The sequence below is a fragment of the Haladaptatus sp. HS23 genome, from assembly GCF_056892285.1.
Window position 1 is genome coordinate 386,181 of the sequence record NZ_JBXGLH010000002.1, and the last position, 22,152, is coordinate 408,332.

22 protein-coding genes and 2 pseudogenes are annotated in these 22,152 nt (G+C 62.9%); 11 read left to right on the plus strand and 13 right to left on the minus strand.

Annotated elements, in window-relative coordinates; translation table 11 throughout:
• Position 1 precedes the first annotated feature (1 nt).
• Complete coding sequence (locus AC1XDK_RS08165; RefSeq protein WP_483349332.1) at positions 2-2,515, minus strand: PAS domain S-box protein; 2,514 nt, start codon at positions 2,513-2,515, stop codon at positions 2-4.
• A gap of 137 nt (positions 2,516-2,652) precedes the next feature.
• Positions 2,653-3,057: a hypothetical protein gene (locus AC1XDK_RS08170; RefSeq protein WP_483349333.1), complete on the minus strand. Its 405-nt coding sequence runs from the start codon at positions 3,055-3,057 to the stop codon at positions 2,653-2,655.
• A gap of 174 nt (positions 3,058-3,231) precedes the next feature.
• On the opposite strand from AC1XDK_RS08170, the gene AC1XDK_RS08175 reads away from it, so the two are divergent.
• On the plus strand, positions 3,232-4,875 hold the full coding sequence (locus AC1XDK_RS08175) for an acetate--CoA ligase (protein WP_483349334.1): 1,644 nt from the start codon (positions 3,232-3,234) through the stop codon (positions 4,873-4,875).
• Here the strand turns inward: AC1XDK_RS08175 and AC1XDK_RS08180 are convergent.
• The 4 genes and pseudogenes from AC1XDK_RS08180 to AC1XDK_RS08195 all read right to left on the minus strand — a co-directional run.
• Complete coding sequence (locus AC1XDK_RS08180) at positions 4,872-6,083, minus strand: outer membrane protein assembly factor BamB family protein (RefSeq protein WP_483349335.1); 1,212 nt, start codon at positions 6,081-6,083, stop codon at positions 4,872-4,874. The genes AC1XDK_RS08175 and AC1XDK_RS08180 overlap by 4 nt on opposite strands.
• Positions 6,080-6,571 (minus strand): outer membrane protein assembly factor BamB family protein, encoded by a 492-nt coding sequence (locus tag AC1XDK_RS08185; RefSeq protein WP_483349858.1) that lies wholly within the window; start codon positions 6,569-6,571, stop codon positions 6,080-6,082. Before AC1XDK_RS08185 ends, AC1XDK_RS08180 begins: the two co-directional genes overlap by 4 nt.
• Before the next feature lie 18 nt (positions 6,572-6,589).
• A pseudogene (locus tag AC1XDK_RS08190) lies at positions 6,590-6,703 on the minus strand (hypothetical protein); the annotation flags it as partial.
• 224 nt (positions 6,704-6,927) lie between these two features.
• Positions 6,928-7,512: pseudogene (locus AC1XDK_RS08195) on the minus strand (outer membrane protein assembly factor BamB family protein); the annotation flags it as partial.
• Between the two features lie 29 nt (positions 7,513-7,541).
• On the opposite strand from AC1XDK_RS08195, the gene AC1XDK_RS08200 reads away from it, so the two are divergent.
• Positions 7,542-7,955, plus strand: coding sequence for a hypothetical protein (locus AC1XDK_RS08200; protein ID WP_483349336.1), 414 nt, complete (start codon positions 7,542-7,544; stop codon positions 7,953-7,955).
• A 122-nt stretch (positions 7,956-8,077) separates the two neighbouring features.
• Positions 8,078-9,250 carry a mechanosensitive ion channel family protein gene (locus AC1XDK_RS08205; protein WP_483349337.1) on the plus strand — a complete coding sequence of 391 codons (1,173 nt, stop codon included), beginning with the start codon at positions 8,078-8,080 and terminating at the stop codon, positions 9,248-9,250.
• A gap of 70 nt (positions 9,251-9,320) precedes the next feature.
• On the opposite strand, the gene AC1XDK_RS08210 is transcribed toward AC1XDK_RS08205, so the two are convergent.
• Both AC1XDK_RS08210 and AC1XDK_RS08215 read right to left on the minus strand, forming a co-directional pair.
• Positions 9,321-10,742: a carotenoid oxygenase family protein gene (locus tag AC1XDK_RS08210; RefSeq protein ID WP_483349338.1), complete on the minus strand. Its 1,422-nt coding sequence runs from the start codon at positions 10,740-10,742 to the stop codon at positions 9,321-9,323.
• A 100-nt stretch (positions 10,743-10,842) separates the two neighbouring features.
• On the minus strand, positions 10,843-11,154 hold the full coding sequence (locus AC1XDK_RS08215) for a hypothetical protein (protein WP_483349339.1): 312 nt from the start codon (positions 11,152-11,154) through the stop codon (positions 10,843-10,845).
• A gap of 174 nt (positions 11,155-11,328) precedes the next feature.
• Between AC1XDK_RS08215 and AC1XDK_RS08220 the strand changes: the two genes are divergently transcribed.
• Positions 11,329-12,561, plus strand: coding sequence for an MFS transporter (locus AC1XDK_RS08220; protein ID WP_483349340.1), 1,233 nt, complete (start codon positions 11,329-11,331; stop codon positions 12,559-12,561).
• Positions 12,562-12,596: 35 nt separating this feature from the next.
• Here the strand turns inward: AC1XDK_RS08220 and AC1XDK_RS08225 are convergent, their stop codons facing one another.
• The 3 genes from AC1XDK_RS08225 to AC1XDK_RS08235 all read right to left on the minus strand — a co-directional run bounded on the left by AC1XDK_RS08225 (position 12,597) and on the right by AC1XDK_RS08235 (position 15,163).
• The gene (locus AC1XDK_RS08225) at positions 12,597-13,895 is read right to left on the minus strand and encodes an HVO_0234 family beta-propeller protein (protein ID WP_483349341.1); all 1,299 of its coding nucleotides are present in this window, start codon (positions 13,893-13,895) and stop codon (positions 12,597-12,599) included.
• Positions 13,896-13,982: 87 nt separating this feature from the next.
• On the minus strand, positions 13,983-14,702 hold the full coding sequence (locus AC1XDK_RS08230; protein ID WP_483349342.1) for a hypothetical protein: 720 nt from the start codon (positions 14,700-14,702) through the stop codon (positions 13,983-13,985).
• 104 nt (positions 14,703-14,806) lie between these two features.
• Positions 14,807-15,163, minus strand: a complete 357-nt coding sequence (locus AC1XDK_RS08235) for a hypothetical protein (protein ID WP_483349343.1) — start codon at positions 15,161-15,163, stop codon at positions 14,807-14,809.
• Between the two features lie 292 nt (positions 15,164-15,455).
• On the opposite strand from AC1XDK_RS08235, the gene AC1XDK_RS08240 reads away from it, so the two are divergent.
• From AC1XDK_RS08240 to aceB, 3 genes are read left to right on the plus strand one after another with little or no spacing between them, the layout of a single operon-like run.
• Positions 15,456-15,725, plus strand: coding sequence for a hypothetical protein (locus AC1XDK_RS08240; protein WP_483349344.1), 270 nt, complete (start codon positions 15,456-15,458; stop codon positions 15,723-15,725).
• Complete coding sequence (gene aceA, locus AC1XDK_RS08245; RefSeq protein ID WP_483349345.1) at positions 15,722-16,786, plus strand: isocitrate lyase; 1,065 nt, start codon at positions 15,722-15,724, stop codon at positions 16,784-16,786. Before AC1XDK_RS08240 ends, aceA begins: the two co-directional genes overlap by 4 nt.
• A 1-nt stretch (position 16,787) precedes the next feature.
• Positions 16,788-18,089 carry a malate synthase AceB gene (gene aceB / locus AC1XDK_RS08250; RefSeq protein ID WP_483349347.1) on the plus strand — a complete coding sequence of 434 codons (1,302 nt, stop codon included), beginning with the start codon at positions 16,788-16,790 and terminating at the stop codon, positions 18,087-18,089.
• Positions 18,090-18,534: 445 nt separating this feature from the next.
• Here aceB and AC1XDK_RS08255 read toward each other — a convergent pair whose 3' ends face one another.
• Positions 18,535-19,524 (minus strand): TackOD1 domain-containing metal-binding protein, encoded by a 990-nt coding sequence (locus tag AC1XDK_RS08255; protein ID WP_483349348.1) that lies wholly within the window; start codon positions 19,522-19,524, stop codon positions 18,535-18,537.
• A gap of 206 nt (positions 19,525-19,730) precedes the next feature.
• On the opposite strand from AC1XDK_RS08255, the gene AC1XDK_RS08260 reads away from it, so the two are divergent.
• The 4 genes from AC1XDK_RS08260 to AC1XDK_RS08275 all read left to right on the plus strand — a co-directional run bounded on the left by AC1XDK_RS08260 (position 19,731) and on the right by AC1XDK_RS08275 (position 20,789).
• On the plus strand, positions 19,731-19,985 hold the full coding sequence (locus AC1XDK_RS08260; RefSeq protein WP_483349349.1) for a hypothetical protein: 255 nt from the start codon (positions 19,731-19,733) through the stop codon (positions 19,983-19,985).
• Positions 19,982-20,200, plus strand: coding sequence for a DUF7835 family putative zinc beta-ribbon protein (locus AC1XDK_RS08265; RefSeq protein ID WP_483349350.1), 219 nt, complete (start codon positions 19,982-19,984; stop codon positions 20,198-20,200). Before AC1XDK_RS08260 ends, AC1XDK_RS08265 begins: the two co-directional genes overlap by 4 nt.
• A 123-nt stretch (positions 20,201-20,323) precedes the next feature.
• Positions 20,324-20,530, plus strand: a complete 207-nt coding sequence (locus tag AC1XDK_RS08270; RefSeq protein WP_483349351.1) for a hypothetical protein — start codon at positions 20,324-20,326, stop codon at positions 20,528-20,530.
• A gap of 76 nt (positions 20,531-20,606) precedes the next feature.
• Complete coding sequence (locus AC1XDK_RS08275; protein ID WP_483349352.1) at positions 20,607-20,789, plus strand: DUF7556 family protein; 183 nt, start codon at positions 20,607-20,609, stop codon at positions 20,787-20,789.
• A 21-nt stretch (positions 20,790-20,810) separates the two neighbouring features.
• Here AC1XDK_RS08275 and AC1XDK_RS08280 read toward each other — a convergent pair whose 3' ends face one another.
• Complete coding sequence (locus tag AC1XDK_RS08280) at positions 20,811-22,100, minus strand: S8 family peptidase (RefSeq protein ID WP_483349354.1); 1,290 nt, start codon at positions 22,098-22,100, stop codon at positions 20,811-20,813.
• Between the last annotated feature and the right edge of the window lie 52 nt (positions 22,101-22,152).

Consider the following 22,152-nt stretch of genomic DNA (forward strand, 5'->3'; position numbering starts at 1 on the left):
TTCAGTCTATACGGGGGCGACCTGAGAACAGGAGCGTGAGGAGTTTGCGTTCCGCGGCCTGCAGGTGCTGGTGGAACGTCGGCGAGGAGATGTCGAGCGTCTCGGCCAGTTCCTTCCCGGAACTCGCACGCGGATACTCGAAGTACCCCGCGAGATATGCGGCTTGTAGGATTCCCGCCTGCCGCTCGGTGAGCGTTTCACCGAGTTCGTGGTAGAACTCGGAGGTCGAGTGGAACGGCCGCTCACTGGACTGCTTCGAGAGGAGACTTCCCTCCGAGTACACCGCTCCGACGGCGTCCGAGAAGTGCCGAACGTGGGTGTTCGCCGGAACTTCGACGACGATGTTTCCCTTTCCGTTCTCTATCGACCCCCGTCGGACGTAGGCCCCGCGTTCGATGAGCGCTTGGGCGGCCGTTTCGGTTCCGTGGAACGACACCACCAACAGGGCCTCGTCGCCCGTCTTTCGAATGATACGAGCGCGTTCGATTTTGGGGGATTCCGCCGCCCGTTCGATGACCTTCTCCGGGGCGACGCCGCTCGACGTCACGTAAAAGTGGTACACGTCGTCCACTGACGGGACGACGCCATCGAGTTCGAACGAACATCCCAGTTCCTCGGACGTGACGACGAAGAACGACCCCGTGTTCGTTATCGAGAATTCGAGTTCGAGGACGCGGTCCGAGTAGAGGAGTTTCTTGCTCTCGACGGCGTTGATGGCGTGACCGATGGTCTCTCCCAACTCGCTGAACACGCTCCGTTCTCGGTCGGTGACCGACGTCAGTTTGGTCGCGTACACGACCAACACGCCGTACGTTGTCCCGCGGTAACTGATGGGGATACACGCCATGGAACCGTACCCGCGTTCGTTGGCTGCGGATCGTAACGACTGCGGCAACGCCGACAATGTCGACACGTCCTCGACGACGTTGAGTTCTCCCGTCCGGAGTGCGGTCCCGGCACCCCCTGCTTTCGTTTCGGGTCCTAACCCCGCGATTATGTTCAGATATTCGTCGTCGATTCCCGAAGCAGTTCGAACCGTCAACCCCTCCTTCGCCGACGAGTGCGTCGCGATGAGGGCACCGTGATAGGCGTCCGAATCGGCAAACCGCTCACAGACGGTTCGCTCCACCTCCTCGCGCGACGGCGCGGCGACGAGGGCCTGATTGATGTCCCGAACGATGGCGTTGATGCGGTTCAGCGTCGTCAACTCGTCCCGCTGGCGGGCGAGGGCGCGTTCGCGTTCCGCACGGTTCAATGCCGTCTCGGTGTTCGTGGCCAACACCCGAAGCAGGTCGAAATCGATTCGGTCGAAATCGCGCGGCGAGGTGGATGCGGTGATGAAGATTCCGTGGTCACCGAGCGGGACGATGATACCGCTTCGAACCGGCGTATCCCGGTCCGCCACGCTCGGCGTCGTTTCGAAATCGGAGATGACTCTCGGTTCGTTCGTTTCGAACACGTCCCATGCGAGGTCATCGTCGGACGTGTACGTCGGTACGTCACCGTCGAACAGGTTCTCGACGCGTTCGGTCAACACCGCTGGCTCGAGGGTGCCCGTATCCTCGGTGAGCAGATAGATACCGGTCGCGGGCAAGTCGAGTACTTCCGCCGCGGTATCCACCGCATGCCGACAAATTTCCTCCGGGACCGACGTTTCGAGCATATCGTGAGTGGTCGTGTGTAACCGATTGAGCGCTTGCTCGCGCCGTCTTCTGTCGCTGATGTCGTGGAAAATCCCCTGAATCACGCGTCGCTCGTTCAGTTCGGTGGCGTTCGAGTTGATAGCGACCGGAATGTGATTTCCGTTCGAATCGACCACCGTGAGGTTGCGCGTGTCCATGACCGGCTCTACGATTTCGTTTCGCCGTTCGAACAACTCCTCGTACCGCTCCAACTCGTCGTCGGGATGGAGGTCGGATTGGTGCATTCCCTCTATCTCTTCGACCGGTCGGTCGAGGAGGTCCGCCGCCGCCCGGTTCGCCTCCAAAATCTCCCCCGTCTCCGCGTCGGCCAGAAAGATGGCGTCTGGTGCGGTATCGACCAGCGTCCGGTATTTCTGGGTCGCCGCTCCGAGTTTCCTCTGTTGCCGCTTCTGTTCCGAGATGTCCCGCACCGTTGCGGTAAACAACGTCTCGTCGCGATACCGATGTTGCCGAAGCGAAAAGGAGAGGGGAAACTCCTCCCCGTCACGACGCACGCCGGTTCGTTCGAGGCCGGTGTGTTCGGCCGTCGAGTCGGCCGTCACTTGCTCGCGGAACTCCGTGAAATATGCGTCTCGATGGCGTTCGGGAAAGAGTTTCCGTATCGACGTCCCGAGGAGGTCATCGCCGTCGTAGCCGAAGAGTTGCCCCGCCACCTGGTTCGCGAATACGATGGTCCCGTCCTCGGAGAGCGTCACCACTGCGTCGAGCGCGTCCCGAACGACGTGTCTGAAAAATGCCGTCGTTTCCTCGCCTTCGCTCTCGAGGAGCGGAGAGGGGGGAGACGAAGTCCCGTTCGAAAACGATTCGGTCATGGTTGGGATACGAACGGAGACGATAGCTAAGATACTTTTGCTCCCAATCCGACCGTTCAGTCAGCAAGTGGGAAATAATCCTACACTATCAGGATTCGTATAGTGAGAAAGCCATTTGAACCCGCTCCGAGGACGGGTTATTTCTGCTCGTATCGATACGTTCGTTCCACGAGGTCGTAGAGAAGGTCCTTGTCCACGATGTCCGCGTTCGTGGAGAGCCAGATGTGGGGGTCGCCGGTGAGGTCGTAGTCGATGATGCCGACGAACCCGAGTCGGGGGAGGTGCCGGTGAACCATCCGGTCGCGCAGTCGTGACCGGTTTTCCACGTTGACGAGCGTCGAGACGGAACGGGTGAGCCGTGACAGCGAAATGGTGGTTTCGTCGTGCTGAAGGAGGACATAGATGATGTATCGAATCTCCTCGTCGGAGAGGATCGAAAGCGTGCGCGAGAGTGAGTCCGCGGTGTCGATGACGAGTCGGGTGCCGGAGCCGTCGCTCCTCACATCGTCGATCGATCGTTTCGAGGAATCGTCCTCCACCATACAGTGGTACTTTCACCAGTATCGTCATTCCATCTCTGGTTTCGCTTTCACCCATTTTTTGTCGGGGTAGCTCTCCAGTGGGAGACCGTTCCACGGGACGGAACGATAGTCGAACCGCGAATTGATGGTGCGGTTAGATAACAATTATACGTGCAGTCTACGACGTTCCCCGTGATGACCGGTCACAATCTGCACGATTATGACAGCAAGTGCGAGAGCTTCGAGTGGAACGAAATCTTCGCCGAAGCGGAGTGGGACGCGCCCGAACGCCTGAACATCGCCCACGAGGTTTGTGACCGACACGCGGACGACCGCGGGAAGGTCGCGCTGTACTACGCGGGCAAGAACGGCGAGCGCGAAACCCTCACCTTCTGGGAATTGGCCGAGGAGTCCAATCGTTTCGCGAACGTCCTCTCCGACTGCATCGACTCCGGCGACCGGGTGTTCTCCTACCTGCCGCGGATTCCGGAGCACTACGTCGCGCTCATCGGGACGCTCAAGGCGGGCGGCGTCTGGGGCGGCGTCAACGAACGCTTCGGCCCGGACGGCATCGCCTACCGATTGGACGACTGTGACGCGAAGGCCGTCGTCACCACGGCGGCGAACCGGGACACAATCGAGAAGGCGCTCGAAGACGCCCCCTCGGTCGAACACGTCATCGTCATCAGCGACGATGGAACCGGGATTCGACGTGGAGACGTCAGCTATCACGCCGCGATGGAAGACGCCGAAAAGGAGTACGAGACGGCCGAGACGGGCGGCGAGGACGACGCCCTGCTGTACTACACCAGCGGAACGACTGGACTGGCGAAGGGCGTCCTCCACAAGCACCGCTGGGTCGCCGGCGTCGCCGCAACCCAGCGGTTCGCCGTGGATTTGCAACCCGGCGACTGTTACTGGTCCACCGGCGACTTGGGGTGGCTGACCGGTCCCATCAATACGCTCGGCGCGTGGTTCTGGGGGGCGACGCTGTTCACCTACGAGGGCGAGTTCGACCCCGAAACGTGGGCGGGCCTGCTGGACGAATATCCCATCTCCGTGCTGTTCAGCGTCCCGACGGCCTACCGGATGCTTCGGGAGAACGAAGCCGTGTTGGACGGGGTCGACCTCGACCTCCGTCACGCGCTCTCCATCGGCGAACCGCTGTCGGCGGGCGTGGTCGGGTGGGGCGAGGACACCCTCGGCGTCACCATCCACGACACCTACGGCCAGACCGAGACGGGGAACATGATAATCAACAACTATCCGACGATGGAGATTCGGCCGGGGAGCATGGGCAAACCGCTGCCCGGCATCGAGGCCGCCGTCGTGGACCCCGAGACCGGCGACCCCCTCGAACCCGGCGAGACGGGCGAAATCGCCCAACGAGGAGAGTATCCCTGCTTCTTCGCCGAGTACTGGAACAAGCCGGAGAAGACCGCCGACTGCTTCGTAAACGACTGGTATCTCTCCGGCGATTTGGGCCACCTCGACGAGGACGGCTACTTCTGGTTCGAGGGCCGCGCCGACGACGTCATCATCAGTTCGGGCTACCGCATCGGCCCCTTCGAGGTCGAGAGTTCGCTCGGCGAACATCCCGCCGTCGCGGAGGCGGCCGTGGTGCCGAAATCCCACCGCGAGCGGGGCAACATCGTGAAGGCCTACATCGTCCCGAGCGCGAGCGCGAACCCGACGCCCGAACTCGCCGAGGACATTCAGAACCACGTCAAGGAGGAACTGTCCGCCCACGAGTACCCCCGCGAAGTCGAGTTCGTGGACGAACTGCCGAAAACCGTCACCGGCAAGATTCGCCGGACGGAACTGCGCGACGAGGATTAATTCTTCGGGACGAACCGGGCGACGGTCAATCCCTCGGTTCCCATACCGGCAGCATACACCGCACCGTCCGCCACGGCGGGACCGCTGGTGAACCGTCCGTTCGAGTTCGGGAATCGCCACACCGTTTCCCCTGTTTTCGGGTCGAGCGCGCCGAGCGTCTCCGAGTAAGACTCACCGAGAAACCCGACAGGGAGGTATAGGTACTCGGAACTCGCGGCGATATCGCTTGCATAACCCGACGCATACTCGTTCGACGACCAACACGGCGTCCCGGACTCCGCGGTGAACGCGTCCATCGTCGGCCCGTACTGGGACCCGAACCCCATGTAGACGTGACCGCCGTCCACCGCGAGGCAGTCGGTGTCCCCGACCTCACGCTGCCACCGTTTCTGGCCCGTCCGGGCGTCGAGTGCGTATAGGGTCCCTTCCTCGGACCCGACGTAAACGATATCGCGAGTCACGACCGGGTCACAGGACATGCGTCCGTCGGTCTTGTATCGCCATCGCCGGTCGCCGGTCGCGGCGTCCAGCGCGTAGAGGTAGGTGTCGTCGCTCCCGACGTAGACGGTTCCGTCGGAGACCGCGGGACGGCCTTCGATTCGGAGACCCGTGGTGAACTTCCATCGTTCCTCGCCCGTCGAGGCGTCGAACGCGGCCAGAAGCATTCGACCGTAGACGAACACCGTTCCTTCGGCCACCTGAACTCCCGCCGAATAACTTCCCCGTCCGGCGGCCGATTCGGTGGACCAGCGTTCGTCGCCGTTCGTCGTGTCGAAGGCCGTGACCGCGTCGTCGCCCGCGATGAAGACGCGCTCCCCGGCGACCGCCGGTGCCGAGTTCACCGAACGGTTCACTTGCCACCGTTTCGACCCGGTCGTTGCGTTCACGGCGTGGAGTTCGTCCTCGAAGTTCGTCGTGTAGACGGTGCCCCCGACGACGACGGGACACGGAACGCCCCCGTACCCATCCATCGTGTACGTCCAATCGAGAGCCAACGGTGGAGCGGGAACCTCGGCTGTCGGAACCGAGCCAGTGTTCCGCTGGTCGCCCGTCTCACAGCGCCACTCCGCCGTTCCGGGCGTCACGCTCGGGTCGATAGCGCACTCCTTCGGTGGCGGGGATTTCTCCTTCTTCGAATCGCTCACCAGACCGGAACAGCCCGCACCGAGCACGAGGCCGCCCGCCGCGAGGAACGCACGACGCTTCATCGGTCGCCCTCCGTCACTCGAAGAATGAGTCCGTACTGCGTCGCCATGAAAACCGCGTCGTCGGTTACCGCCGGACCTTCGACGGCAGCGTTCTCGTCCAAGTTGGAATAGAAGTACTCGCTCTCCGCCCGATTGCCGAGGTCGCCCCACAGTTTCTCGCCGGACCCTGAATCGAGCGCCCCCGCTCCCACGAACACGGTGTCCTCGATGACGACCGGCGCGCTCTCCATCGGGACGCGGCGTGATGTCCTCCCGTTCATCTCGGCGATGTTCACGAACCGCCACCGTTCGGACCCGTCGTCCGCGGAGAGGGCGTAGACGTTCTTCGAGGAGACGTAGACCGTTCCGTCGTGGACGGCGGGCGCGCTGACGACTTCGTACCCCGAGTTGAACCGCCATCGCCGCGTCCCGTCCGCCACATTCACGGCGTGGAGGGTGGCGTCGCCGACGAACACCGTCCCGTCGGCGACGACCGGTGCCCGCGGCATGTCGTAATTTCTGTATCTCGGTCGGTACTCGTACCGCCATCGCTCCTCGCCGTCCGAGCGGGACAGCGCGATGAGGTTCCCGGCGTCGGTCGACGGCCCGTCTCTCTCGCCGATTCCCGTGGTGACGTACACGGTGTCCTCGGTGACGGCCGGTTTGGAGCGTATTCGCCACGTTTTGTCGGGGTGGAACGGCCTAATCGACGTGAGCGTGCGCTGTCCGAACCGCCAGTGCAGTTTCCCGTCCGTCCGGCCGAAAGCGTGAACCGACCCGTGTCCGTCGCCGACATAGACCTGGTCGCCAGCAACGGCTGGCGTTCCGACCGGTGCGCTCGTCGTGGTCCGCCACCGAACCGAACCGAACCGGACGCGGCGTCGAAGGCAGTCAGCGCGCGGTCGTTCGAACCGACAATGACGAGCCCGTCAGCGACCGCCGGCGTTCCCGACCCTCCTTTCGGAAGGATGTTGGACCACTGAATTTTTCCCGTCGCTGCGTCGAGGGCGAGGACGATACCGTACTCGTAAATGCTGTGTCTGCCTGGAAGTCCCGTGGCGACGAACAGCGTCCCGTTCGCGACGACCGGACTGCTCGTCGTTCTATATCGAATAACCCCCTCGTTTACCTTCCCGTCTACTATGTCCCACAGTTGCCACTCCTCTATCGTCGGGTCAGTTCTCGGTGCGGTCTTCGAGCGGGAGCGACCGACGTTCGTCTGCGACCCGTGGGCGACGGGCCATTCGTCCGGTGTCCAGTCGAGCGAGGCGGGTCCGGGCGACGAACTGGCGGCGCACCCGGCGAGCGCGCCGACCGCTCCGACGCCGAGGGTGGCGAGGAACCGCCTCCGACTGGAGCGCTGGAGGGGCATGTCAGTTGCCACGGTTGTCACGCCCCCATATGAGCTTTCTGTGATGGGTGAGGTGGCCGCCAATAGCTTGATACCCATGTCAGTCGATACTTCTTCTCCTCCAACCTATGTCCCAGAACCGACGCCCGATGTACATCGGAACCGACCCGGAAGAGGCGACCTGCGACCGTCACGGGAAGATGGAACGACAAGCGCCGGTCGTCACCTTCGACGGGCACGTCCACGCGCTCACGAACCCCGTGACCGTCTGTAACTGCCCGGAATGCTGTCTCGAAATCGCCCGCGAGAACGGCGGCCCGAGCCAATCCGAACAGGACGCGTTCGAGGCGTGTTGGCGACAGTTGGTGGACGCGGAGTGGCGAAACGGACTCCAACGGTTGTTCGTCGACCTCGGACGCGGTGCGGTCGCCGAGGACACGATTCGCATTCACGACCAACTGGACGACGACGAGATTCCCGATTACCTGCGCGAATCGGAGGACTGGACGGTGCAGGCGTCCGGGAGTTCGAACGCGGAATGACGGTCGTCGCTGCGAAACGGTCATTTTTCCGCCCGATATACTGAAGGGGAGCGCGATTGACTCCGAACCCCATGGTATGTGTTCGTCAGATACGGGACCGACCACGGCACGGGTGAGTCGCTATGATAGGCCCGTCAAACGACCCGTTTCGACTCTTCAAACTGCTTCCCATCCCGGAAGCGCGAGTCCTACAATCGACGTTTCTCCTCGTCGTTCTCGTCTTCGTCGTTTGGGTGCTGTGGAAAAGCGCCCCGCGACTGAAGCGACGGATTCCCCCGCGCGTCGTCGACGTCATCCTCCTCGTCGTGAGCGGCGCCATCGCGCTCTTCATCGGACAGCGTGCCCTGTCGCTGTGGGCAAGCGCCGCGCCGAACGCGCCGAATGTGGACGCCTTCGGCCAACTCACCGGATTTCGAATCGCCATCACGCTCGGTCTCGTCGTGGCGGCCTACATCGGGTCGGGGATGCTCGTCCGTGCAGTCGACCGCTTCACCAGCGAAACCGGGCAACTCACCGGCCATCAGGGGGAAGTCCTCTCCCGACTCACGGAAGTCGCGGTGTACCTCCTCGCCGCGTTGTTGCTGTTGAGCGTCTGGCGGGTGGACGTTCGCGCCTTCCTCATCGGGGCGGGATTCCTCGGCATCATCATCGGCTTGGCGGCGAACGAGACGTTGAGCGCGCTCATCGCGGGGTTCACGCTCATGTTCTCGCGGCCGTTCGAAATCGGCGACTGGATAGAGGTGCCGCTCGAAAACGGTGAGGACACGGACGGCATCGTCACCGATATCACGCTGTTCTCGACGCGAATCGAGACGTTCTCCGGGAAGTACGTGGTCCTCCCGAACGACCTCGTGAGTTCGAACACGCTCGTCAACTACGGACGGAAGGGGCGACTCAGGTTGGAGGTGGAAGTCGGTATCGACTACGCCACCGACCCAGAGCGTGCCATCGACGTGGCGAAACGGACGATGTCGGGGTCGGACGAGGTGCTGAACGTTCCCCAACCGGACGCCGTGCTGACCGGGTTCGGGGACTCCGCGGTCCTCCTCGAACTCCGCTTCTGGATAGACCGGCCCAGCAGTCGCCGTCGCTGGCGTGCGATGACCGCCATAATTACGGCGGTGAAGCGCGCCTACGACCGGGAAGGAATCAAGATACCGTTCCCCCAGCGGGAAGTCGCCGGGCGCGACGAAACCGGCGGGTTCCGCGTCGTTACGGACCGAAGGGAGCGCCGGGGTGGGCGCGACAGGAGGGACCGTCGGGACTACCGCGACCGGCAGGAAGGCGGTGATTGACGCGAGCGACGAAAGGGACGTGACTGACGACCGGACGACGGAACGGACGACTCCCCCTCAGCGACGATATTCACCCCGTCAGTTCGGGGAAGAAACGCCCGTGGAAGTCGAACGGAATGGGGTGCGGAATCGTCGCCCGCGCGAGTTCCGCGAACGATTCGCCGTCGATGACGACAACGGACGAGCGCTCCGCCTCGGGGTCGAGGGCGACGGTCAGGACGACCCCGTCGTCCTCGCGCTCACCGTCGGGGTTCGGCACGAAAATCGGTTCGCTGAAAAAGTGGTCCTCGGGGTCGTCCGCGAACTCGACGGCCCTGCCGGTTTCGGTGTCGATTTTCGCGACCGCCTGCGGCCACGTCGTCATGGGTTGGTCGGGCGACTGGGCGTAGACGTAGCGATGTTCCCGACACCAACGGGCGGGCGAAACCGTCGGCAGCGCCGTCCCGTCGTGGATTCGCTTGCGGTCGACGGTCGCCCGTCCGTCCGCTCCCAGGGTGACGCGAAATCGCTCCAACCGACCGCTCAGTACGTCGAAGTCCCCCTTTCTGAGGTTGTCGAGGTACAGCGTCTCGATGGCCGTCGCGTCGGGGATGGTTTCGAGATCGATGACGAGGGTGTCGCCCTCCTCGTAGGCGTTCGCGTGGTGGAAGCCGAAGAAGGCCACCGCCCGCGGTTCGGCGATAACCTCCCCTCGCTCGCGGTCGATGACGATAAATCGCGTCCCGCGCTGGGGTTTCCACTCGAAGTTCTCGATGAACGGACCCTGTGCACCGGGTTTGAGGAAGTCGAGCGGGTTCACCACGAGCGGAAATTCGGTGAGGACGACGTAGTTCGGCGTCAGCGCGAAACTGTGCATGTACGCCGGTTCGTCCACGGGAATCGAACAGATGCGTTCGCGGTCGGTCGGCGACGACATGGAGTAAACGTGATAGCGGCAGCGTCGCCCGAACGAGGTCTCGAAGTTCACCAGTTCGCCCGTTTCGGGGTCGCGTTTCAGGTGGGCACAGGCGAGGTTTCCGGTCGGTTCCGGGCCGTCGTACTGGACGTGGTCCAACGTTTCCAACGTCTCCGGGTCGAAGGCGACCCACCGCGGTAGTTCCGTCAGCGCGATGTAGTCGTCGCCGATTCGCTCCGCGACGATGTTCGCGTTGTCGTAGGGTCTCTCGAAGAGGAACGCCCGCAACCGCTCGCGGAGCGTCGTGTTCCCCGTCGCGAACCCGCTCTCGAACGACCCGGCGCGGGCGGACTCGTACGCGTCGGTACGCAGGAATCGATTCCGGTAGGTGACGTCGCCGTCGCCGAAGGTGAACGCGTGGAGCATCGCCAACCCGTCGAACCAGTGGTCCACCGCCGAGTCACCCATCTCGAACGCGCTGGGGCCGTTCCGTATCAACGTCCCCGAGAGCCACTTCGGGACGCTCCCGGAGACCGGACAGTCGTGGTCGATTTCGTCCGTCAACGTGTGAAAACCGAGGGAGGGTCGGGCGGTCATTACGCGCGTAGACGCCCCGATGGCACGTAATCGTTCGGCCGATATTTCGCCGCGGACGGCAGAACGTATCCGTTTTGCAGGAATCGTTTGGCCCCGGACCTCAGTCGAGTCCGTCCAGACAGTTCCCGCAGTAGTCCGAGTAGTCGGGATTCACGGCGCCACAGTTCCGACAACGGACCTGTCCGCGGTGTGCCGAATTAGTCGGTCGGGACCCGCCCGCGCCGCCGAAACCGAACATCGCGGCCGTTATCGGCGAGTCGGGAACGGGGCCGAACTCCCCGTTCATGGTTCGATTCATCAGGTCGTCGTTTCGGAGCGCCATCAACCCTCGCCACAGTCCCAGAAACAGGAGCGTGGGGCCGACGATGACCACACTCGCGACGAACACTCGGAACGCGAGTTCGAGGTTCATGTGGTTCGTTAGCACCCATACCACTTAGCGTTATAATTCGACGAGGGGGCGAGGACAGGACCGAAAGGTGACACGACCACGGTACGGCACGAAACCGCGCGACCGAACAACCTCCCGCCACGTCGACCACTGGTTATACTTAGGGCGGTGACGTATCGGTTTGCCACGATTCACATGTCCGGTCGCCAATTGCGTTCCTCCCGGTGGGTGTACGTCGTCGCCGCGGTCCTGACGGTCGGAACCGCCGGAATCTATCAGTTCTCGTGGTCGGCGATTCGGGGGGCACTCGGCACGCAGTCGAGCGCGTCCGGGACGGTGCTGGGCACGATATTCTCCGTGATGATCGTCTCCGAGACGCTCACGGCGTTCCCCGCGGGTTGGGTTCGTGACCGGTACGGGCCGCACGTCCCGTTTCTCGTCGCCGCTCCCATGCTGTTCTGTGGCTTCGTCGGTGCTGCCTTCGACCCGACGCTCCCCTCGCTCTTCCTCTGGTTCGCGCTCGGCGGCGGCGGGATGGGAATCGTGTACGATGTCGCGATAAATACGCCGTCGCGATGGTTCGTCTCGCGGCGCGGAATGGCGACCGGGGCGGTGAGTATGTCGTTCAGCGTGACGAGTTTTCTGCTCATCCCGTTCATCAAACGGAGCGTCGACGCCGACTTTTCGACGACCCTGTTCGTATTGGGCATCGCGGCCGGGACGACGGCACTCGTCGCCGCGTTCGTCGTTCGCGACCCGGAAGAAGGGAGTTCGACGGGCGATAGCTCCGACGATTCGTCGGACCGTTCGACGGGCGATTCGGCGACCGATTCGTCGGAGAACGGTTCCGACGTGACGTGGCGAACGATGGTCCGAACGCGTCGGTTTTGGCTCCTGTACGTCGTCTTCGCCGTCGTCAACGGCGTCGGCCTCATGCTCATCGAGAAGGTTGCGGTGTACGCGACGGAACTCGGATTTTCGGTGACGGCGGCTACCTTCGCGGCGTCGCTGGTCGCGCTCGGACAGGCGTCCGGCGTCATCGTCATCGGCACCGCGTCCGACCGACTGGGCCGCGTTCGAAGCCTCGGCGGGTCACTGGTCTGTTGTGCCGTCGCCCTCATCGCATTCGTCGTCGTCGGAGGACTGAACGCACAGTGGGCGTTCGTCGCGCTCGCCGGCGTCTCGATGTTCTTCAGAAGTCCCTCGTTTTCCATCCTCCCCGGACTCGTCGGCGAGTACTACGGGGAGGAGTACTCCTCGGAAAACTACGCGGTGATGCTCACAGCGAAACTCTGGGGCGGGATTTACGGCGGATTAGGGACGAGCCTCCTCGTCGCCGAAATCGGTTGGTCGCCGACGTTCCTCCTCGGGGCTGGATTAGCGTTCGTCGCGGGGGTCGTGACGCTCCTCCTGTTCCGTTCCGACTGACGACCGGTTCGCTCGTCGGCCGCTTCGTCGTTCTTCTACCCGTCACTCCGCTCCGGGGTCCGTTGAACGACGGTACCTTCCTCGCCGACTGCGACCCAACGGGACGCTCCGACCGCGATACCGCCAAGTGGCCCGGAAGCGGGCGTGAGAGTTCGGTCCCATTCCCCGTCCGTGCGCTCGTAGACGGCACCCGTCTCGCCGCAGGCGGCCACCGACCCCTCGTCCGCAGAGACGGCCCGAACCCCCACACCTTCGTCGAGTCTCGTCGGCGTCCACGGACCGTCCCCGCCGCGGTAGCAAATCCCGTCATCCGTCGTCACGTAGCAGGTGTCGCCGACGGCGGCCACGTCGGTCAGGGTACCGTCCACGTCGTCGATGCCCACTCGGCGAAACGTCTCGCCGCCGTCGTCCGTCTCGAACACGCCGTCGTTCGTGTCACAGAGGTAGCCGACGGGCGCATCGACCATCGTCGCGGCGGAGATGCTCGACCCGCTTCCGGGCTTGAACGGCGTCTCCCACGCGATCTCGCCGTCTCGGTACCTCCCGCGGAGTACCTGTCCGGACCCGTTGGCGAGGAGCACCGTCTCGTCGTTCGCCACCCCGGCTACCGCGAGGGCGGTCCAGTTATCGGTGATCTCCGCCGGAGCGGAGCGGTCGGTGTGTCGGTTTTCGGTCGCATCGAATCGTCCGAGTGCACCGCCGTCCCCGGCGACCCACACGGCATCCCCGTCCGCCGTCGCATCGACGCCGCGAAGGTCGGCCCCGCTCGTGTTCGGCCCGTCTTCGAGCGCGACGTCCCACTCGTCCGGCTCCCCTTCGCTCCGGAGGAAAATTCCGTTTTCGCCGACGGCGTACGCCGCGTCTCCGGCGACGAGGGTATCGAACAGCGTCCCTTCCGTCGGCGTCTCCACGGACGTCCACGTCGGAGCGAGGGAGTCGTCGCCACCGTCCTCCTCGGATTCGGTGTCACCGTCGGCGTCTTCGTTTTCGCCGACGTTCTCCCGTTCGTCATCGGTTCCGTGTTCCCCCTCGCTTTCGGTCGTCCGGATGGCGGGTCGGTCGTCTCCCGATTCGTCGGAGGCGTCGGCGGAGAAGGGTTCGGCTTCCGGGGCAACGTTCGAGTTCGGACTCGGTCCCGGATTCGCCCCCCGGAGGTAGAGGACGACCGGCGGGAGGACGTAGATTCCGACCGCGACGATGGCGAACGCTTGGTTGACGAACGTCAGCGTCCCGAACGCGGTCAGTCCCGCCGTCGCAACCGCGTGAATCCACGTCTTCGTGTAGCGCCGAAAGAAAGGCAGGAACCGACGCTCGGAGCGAGTCGAATCGGCCATTGTTCGGGCAACGCACCCCACCGTGTTGAGGCTTTCCGCCGGACACGGTTTCGGACCACACTGACGTGCCGGTCACTGTGGGGCAGTTCACTTCACGCTGTGCATCAGTTGGAGGAGTTCCTTCCGGTAGGCGTCGCCGCTGCGGTCGAAAACGACCCGAAGCATCTCGTCCGTCGGTCTGATTCCCGCCGTGAACAACAGCGTCCCGCCGGGGTTCAGCACTTCGAGATAGATTATCGTCTTCACGCGTCCGTCCGACGTGACCGAAGGGAGTTCGTAGACGGGCGAGTTCGGGCGGGTGATGTACTCGCTCGCGTCGTAGTACGCTTCGTACTCGGCGACGGCCTGCTCGTCCGTCGTTTCGCGCTCGGACGGCGTTCGTTCCCGGATGTCGGAAAATCCGAGTCGTCGAAGGTTCGCTTCGAATCGGTCCTTGACGATACCCGTCACTAACGACGGTTGTGCGAGAATCGACAGCGGCGAGTCGAACGTGACACGGGTCGCCATGAACGCGCCGACGATACCGTCGAAGTTCCCCTGTACGTATCTGTCGAGCGTCGATGCCAATCGTGAGTCCTTGTAGATGAGGGTACTCGTGTAGGTGTCGCCCAACGACGCACCACCCTCTTCCATTTCCGTCTTGTCGGTTCGTTTCTCCTCGAGGGTCCACTGCTGGATGTCCGGTGACGTGATGACCGGTTCCCGGTACGGGTCGTTTTCCTGTGCGGTACCGACGCCGCTTGCACCGATTCCCCCTATCACTGCCCCTATTCCGCCCGCTCGGGCGAGAAACCGCCTTCGATTCATGCGAACGTAGTATCGAGCGGCAGACGCATAATCGCCACGGCCTCGAACCGTCCCCGAACGGTCGTTTCACTTCGCTCATTACCTCGTCACGTCAGCGATAAGACTCACCAGTCCTCGTTGCCGACCGGGTCGCGCGTCTCGCAGTACGGACAGCGGTTGCGATAGCGCTCCAAGTTCCGTCCGCAGTACCGACAGTTGTACCCGCCTTCCGGCGGCTGCGCCTTCGTCTCGGACGACGGTGACGACGCTCCCGGTAGCATTCCCGCCCGGTAGGCGAGGACGCCGCCGATGACGACGATACCGCCGACCAGCGCGACGAGAACCAGCGTGTTGTCCGTGCCGGGCACGTAGGGCACGTCTTGGAGTTTGCTCCCGCCGAAAACGCCTCGTCCGGCCGAAAGGAACGTCAACAGCAACAGAATTCTGAGGAGTCGCCATCGGCCGGGAACCCTATTCCGCATGTTCCCTCCCTCGTTTCATACCAAAACTCGGGGACGAGCGGGGATAAGCGCTCGGGAAGCCGAAACGGACGCTCGAATGCCGCCTGTTAGCATGGTTCATTCATATGCCCTTGGAGCGTAAAACAGCATTAAAGAATATTATCATTATAAATCATAATGTTTATGTTTGAGACTGCGGACCTCCCGATGCGGTGAAACACATGTCAGTACACGCAGCACGCTCCTCGGCACACTCCGGAATCGCTCGCACGACGACCCGACCGACCACGATACAACGAAGGATACGACCCATATGACCGACCGAACTCGATACGACCGCACGGAAGAGGAGGCCCCGCTCGTTCCGTTCATCGGCACGACGGGACGCGACCGACCGACGACGGACCGGCCGACCATCGACCGACCGGCGACGGACGAACGGCGAACCCGCGACCGACCGACGACCACACGAACGCCCTCCGACCGCCCGCAAACGACGTTCGACGCCGAACTCACGCGGGAACTCGAAACGCTCCGAACGCAACTCGACCGAATCGAAGCTACCCTACAGGACGACAGATGATACCGAATTCCGATACGACGACGAGAGACATCGAGAACCGCGCTGGAAAGGAACTCCGCGAGATGCTGAACTCGCAGAACTACGTCTTCGCACCCGGACTCTACCACGCCCTCGACGCCCGGTTGGCGGAGATGGCCGGACTGGACGCCGCGTACATGAGCGGCTATTCGACCGTCCTCGGCCAGTTCGGCTTCCCCGACTTGGAGATGGTGACGATGACCGAGATGGTCGAGAACGCCAAACGAATCGTGGAAGCCTGCAACCTCCCCGTCATCGCCGACTGTGACACGGGGTACGGCGGAATCCACAACGTCCGCCGGGCCGTCCGCGAGTACGAGAAGGCCGGCGTCGCCGCCATCCACATCGAGGACCAGACCACGCCGAAGCGCTGTGGCCACATCGCGGGCAAGCAAATCGTCCCGCGCGAGAAGGCGCGTGCGCGCTTCGAGGCCGCGGTGGACGCGAAGCAATCGGAAGATACGGTCATCATCGCGCGAACCGACGCCTACGGGTCGGCGAACGGCGACTGGGAGGAACACCTCGAGCGGGGCCGAATCTACGCCGATGCTGGCGTCGATATCGTCTGGCCCGAGATGCCCGACCCGAGTCGGGAGGACGCGGTGGAGTACGCCGAAAGCATCCACGAGACACACCCCGACCTGAAACTCGCGTTCAACTACTCCTCGTCGTTCGCGTGGTCGGAGGAGGACGACCCGCTCACCTTCGAGGAGTTGGGGAACCTCGGCTACAAGTACATCTTCATCACGCTGTTCGCGCTTCACTCCGGCGCACACAGCGTCTACGAGGACTTCGAGCGACTCGCCGAGGACGACGAACGGGCGCAGTTCGACCTCGAAGGCAGATACCTCGACCACCCCACCGAATCACACCACGAACTCTCGTTCGTGAGCCGGTATCAGGACATCGAGACGCGGTTCGACTCCGAGGCCCGCGAGCGTATCGAGGAGTCCGAAGGCTTCTCCGAGGACGAGGATAGCCCCATTACTTCTAACTCGGAGGAACACGAAGAGAAGGTCGCCTCCGAGCAAGGAGACGACTGATATGAGCACACAACGACGTCACGACCGCGAGTTCGTGCGAACGTTCTTCACCTCGCCGACGGCGCTTGAGGGGGAAGAGGACTCCGCCAAGATGATTCGGAGCGCGGCCCAGCTCCGCGGCATGCAAGCACCGGACGTGTGGGTTCCCGACAACGAGGACGCGACGGCCCCGTCGATGCGCGAGGAGGGTGCCGACAACATCGTCGACGTGGTGTCCGAACACGGAGCCGACTTCCCCGGCGAAATCCACCCCCGCATCGTGTGGCATCGGGACAGCCCCGGGACCCGGTATCGGTGCCTTCAGCACCTGCTCCGAATCGCGGACCCCGAAAAAGGGGCCATCGAACACATCGACGGCTTCGTGATTCCCGAAGTGGGCGGCATCGACGACTGGAAGAAGGCCGACGAGTTCATCACCATCGTCGAAAACGAGTACGGCCTCGACGAGGGAAGTATCGCGATGTCCGTCATCGTCGAGAGCGCGGCGGCGGAACTGGCGATGGGCGAACTCCGCGAGGAGATGGGCAAGCCCGACAACAACCTCGAACGCCTGTTCATGCTCGTGGACGGCGAGGTGGACTACACCAAGGACATGCGCGCGATGACGCCCACCGGTGGACTGCCGCCGTGGGCGGAGTTGCGTCACAACACGTCCCGCGGTGCGAGCGCCGCCGGTCTCATCGCCGTCGACGGACCGTACGACGATATTCGGGACGTGGAGGGCTATCACGAGCGAATGACCGACAATCAGGCCAAAGGGATGCTCGGCATCTGGTCGCTGACTCCCGGCCAGGTCGTCGAGGCGAACACGGCACCGCTCCCGCCGGAGAGCGGTCGCTGGCTCATCGAGGCCGACGGCGACAGGACGGAACTCGACGAACAGGACGGAGCGCAGTTTTACGACGGCGACCGAATCGGTCTGGACGAAACGGACGGCGGCTACACCCTCCGGGTCGGCGGCGACGAGCGCGAACTCGACGAGGACGAGTTGCGCGAGGCGCTGTTGGACGTGACCGAATACGTCCCGGGCATGAACGACATCGTCGATTCGATGGAGGAGTTCGAGGCGGCCAAGGAGGCCGGAACGGGCGCTATCTCCATGACACAGTCGGCGACGATAGTCATCGACGGGACCGAAATCGACATCGAGAAGGACAGGATGTGGGACGAGGCGACCTATCAGGCCGCGATGACGCCCGTCTCCCTGTTCCAAGACGTGTACGAGAACCGCCCGGACCAACGCGAAGCGCTCGCGGAGTTATACGGCGAGGACGTCGTCGAACGCGCGACGAACGTCGGGTGAGTTCCCGGAGGTCTTCGACGGGCGACCGAACGTCTTCGGAACACGCGACCGCCGGAGCGGAAACGGCTCCGCGGAAGACTCTATTTTCGCCTCGCCCGTACGGCCCGAGACGTATCAACGCGATTTATGGACGAACGGATGGCATCGCAGACGCTGCCACAATAGTAATTATTAATAGTGAAGAACTCGACGGGTTAATCGCAAGCATGTACAGAATACAGTGTGAATCCTGCGGACAGATCGCTTTCCATCCATCACGCATCGGGGCGGAATCACGAGCGGAGTCACATATCGACGAAACGGACCACGATTGCGTCATCGAAGCGATGTAGGTCGCGTGAATCCGCGGGCACCGAAACGAGGACCGAAGACGGATGTTACGGCGCGAGAACAGTGACTGAAGGGGGACGACGACTCGTCGAAAAGACCGTCAGGGGTCCACCGATTACCCGTTTTGCGGTTTGAAGATATCCGCGAGTCGCCCGACGAAGGAGTTGCTGCCGCGTTCGTCGTCTACGACCTCGTACCCGCGTTCGAGTTCGTCGTTTTTCGTCAACCGAAGCACGGTCAGGTCGTTGTCCGAGAGGAGGCGTCCCGCGTCTTCTCCGGCTATCTGCCCGGACGTCGTGACGAGCGCCGCACGCGCGCCGACGTCCGCCGCGAGAGCAGTCAAGCCGGCGATATCGCCCTCGTCGGGGTGCTCGTGAATGGCGGCAACGACTCGATTGTTCAGCAAGTCGTCGCGCGCGAACAGGTGGACGGGAACCTCTTCGCCCGCTCCGTCGGTGACGACGGTGTCGATTTCGGTGTGGAGTTTTCGCTCCTCGAACGCCTCGGCGAGGGATTGGCGGGCGGTGAGTTGTTCGTCGACCCACGCGGCACCGCGCTCGCTCAGGAAGTAGCGGTACAGTATCCGTTCGATGGTTTGGAGCGGGTCCGAAACGTGGTGGCAGTCCCGGCATCGCAACCGATGTGCGGGCGTTTCGAACACGTCGTCACACTCCTCGCAGACGTGTGCGGCGTTCGATTCGAGGTGTTTCAGCGACTCCAGTTCGGTGTCACAGTTCGGACAGACGACCGCGTCGTCGCCGACGAACTGCTCTCGTAGTCCCTCGTACCCACAGTCGGGGTGTCGAAACGTCTCCGTTCGAATCGTCTGCGGGGAGTCACAGAACGGGCAGGCCGTAGTGTACTGCATCCCCTTGGATTCACAGCGGGGGCAGATGTACTGTTTTTCCTGAAACTCTCGGTAGAGGAGGTCTCGTTCGGCCAGCGTCTCCAACAGTTCGAATGAGCGGCCGTCGCTGTCATCGAGGTAGTCGGTCGCGTCGGGGTACGTCACGGTTCCCGTCTCGATGTCGAGTATCGGTCGGACCTCGTCGAGTGACCCCTCCCGGAGGGCGGTCAGTAGTCGGACTGTTCCCGGTGAAGCCATGAACAATCACAACAGTGGCCATCTATTTAATTATCACTCGAAACATAATATCTATTTTGTAAATATAGAGATATTTTCGTGGAGAGTACCAATGTGCGTTTCGAGAAGGTGGTCAGAAGGTCCTTTTCCCTACTCCGACCCGTATGTGATAGGTCACCGGTGAACGAACCACGACCACAGCGGTCAGGATAGGAGGGGGAAGACAGATGAAAACCACAACCCGGCACGGTGCCGAAGCGAGCAGCGAACCGGCCATCGAGGAGACGAAATACGGTCCGCCACAACACTCGATGCAGGGAAACGACCCGGAAGGGAGGCTCTACGGCGTACCACAGCACGAGACGGACGTCGTAGTGAACGCGGAACCGCACGAATCGCCGGTGTATGAGCGGTATTGGACCACCATGCACGACGCTCGTCAACGTTTCGTCCCGGGGCGACGGAGGGTGGTGTCGCCGTGACATCGGCACGATCCCGTAACGGATTCGTGACGGAGTTCCTCGAACCGTGTGACGACTGCGGCCGAAAGACGGTTCACGAGGTGGAGATCGAGATTCGCACCGAGAACGAGAGAAGCGACAACGCCGCGTTCTCGCGCGAACCGTATCGCGTGAGTACATGTACCGGGTGTGGAAGGAAGACCGCGGTTCGGATGAACAACGTCCAAACGCGGTGATGTCCGGATACGACGGGGTCCTGAAGGGAGGGCCTACTCCGTATGCGTACCCGCATAGCTCGTTTTGAATCAAAAATCGGTACGGTTATGCTATCGTAGTTCCAGGTATCATCCGAGCGACGTATGGGAACATTACACACACTCGTGGGCTTCTGGGAAGGGGTCCGATGGCTCGGGGAGACGGTTCCCTTTTTCACCGTCCTTCCGGGCTTCATCGGTATTTTCGTCCTGCTGTGGCTGTTCGTGCCTGAATTAGCGACTCGACGCCCGACACCGACATCCCCCGACGGCGAGTATCGGTTCGACCCGGACGACTTCGAACCGCGGTGATTCGACGGAGTGGTCAGAACGCCTTTTTATACCGACCGCCGAACGACGAGTGAAGAATCGGCGGACGAAATCACACATGACACACACAACACTCGGCGGACGGTCTGAGGAAACGGACGCACCGACCATCGTCTTCGCGATAGACGAGACGCCCGACGAACGGTGTCCGAACCGGGCCATCATCGCGGATATTACGCAGGACGACGCGTGGATCGCGGCGGACAGCAGGGAAGCGGCCGTGCTGGCCGAGTGGCGGTAGGTGGCGAAAATCGAGAGCCGTTTATTTCGTAAGCGCTCCGACCGTGTTCAGCGCGTTGATTCGGCCTGCACCGAGTTCAGGGTCGCTCTTCCCGTTGCTCTTCTCGGCCGTACGTTCGATGACCCTCGCCACCTGTTGTGGGTTCGCCGTGGGGTCGAGTTCGCGAACGAGACCGACCAACCCGGCGACCTGCGGCGACGCCATCGACGTGCCCGCGAAGTAAGCATACTCGTCGTCCGGGACGGTCGAGAGGACGAGATTGCTTGGATACGGCCACGGAGTGTCGTCCGCGAGGCTCTTTTCCAACGTCTCGTAACCGCCGCCGGGTGCGGCGACGTTTACGTCGTCCACGCCGTAGTTCGAGTAGAACGACAGTTCGTCGTTCGGACCGGTGGCGCTGACCCCGAGCGTACTTTCGAGGCTCGTCCACATGTCCCGGTAGCCGCCGTGTTGCAGGTCCGTCTCCTCGTTTCCCGCCGACACGACCACCGTCGTCCCACGTCGCAAAGCGCTCCGAACGACGCGTTCGCAGATGACCCGTCTAACGCCGCGAGACGTCTGGTTTTCCCGAGGTGGGCGGGGGTCCCACCCGAGACTCATGTTCACCGCGTCCGCCCCGATTTCGGCGGCGTAGTCGATAGCCAGCAGACAGTCGCTGATGCGTTCGAGGAGCGGCCCCTCCTCGGGGAACACGCGAAGCGGAACGAGTTCTGCGTCGGGGGCCATCCCGACCACCCCTTGGTCTCCGGTTGCGGCGGTGATACCTGCGACGTGCGTCCCGTGGGCCGCGACGGGTCCCGAGTCCGTGCCGAACTCCCCGTCGATGACGGACCGACCGAGGTCGGTGTTCACGTTTTCCGCGAGGTCGGGGTGCGTGGCATCGACGCCCGTATCGACGATGGCGATGCGCGTTCCCTCACCGGTTGCGGTGGCGTGGGCCTCGAACGCGTCGGTGACCTGTTTGTCCCACTGTAACTCGGCGATCTCGGCGTCCGTGGTGACGTCGGACGCGGAAACAGTCGACGTTCCCAATTCGTAGGCCATGTCCGACACGGCCTCGTGAATTCCGGGGATACCGCGAAGGTCGGATTCACCGTCGGCGGGACCGCGGACGAACAGGAGGTTCGCGTCCGGGATTTCGTTTTGCACGGTGTAACCCGCCTGTTCTAGCTTTCGAACGGCGTTTGCGCTCCCCGTCGTGACGAGGAACGTCTCCATTTCGGACGCGGTTCCGGGCACCGTCGCGGTGAGGCCGACGGTCATCGCTGTGATTCCTTTCAGAAAGCCGCGCCGTTTCGCTGTCGTATCCATAGTAAACCACCGATTCGACGTGAGAAAACCACATAAATTTTCGCTCTAGTCT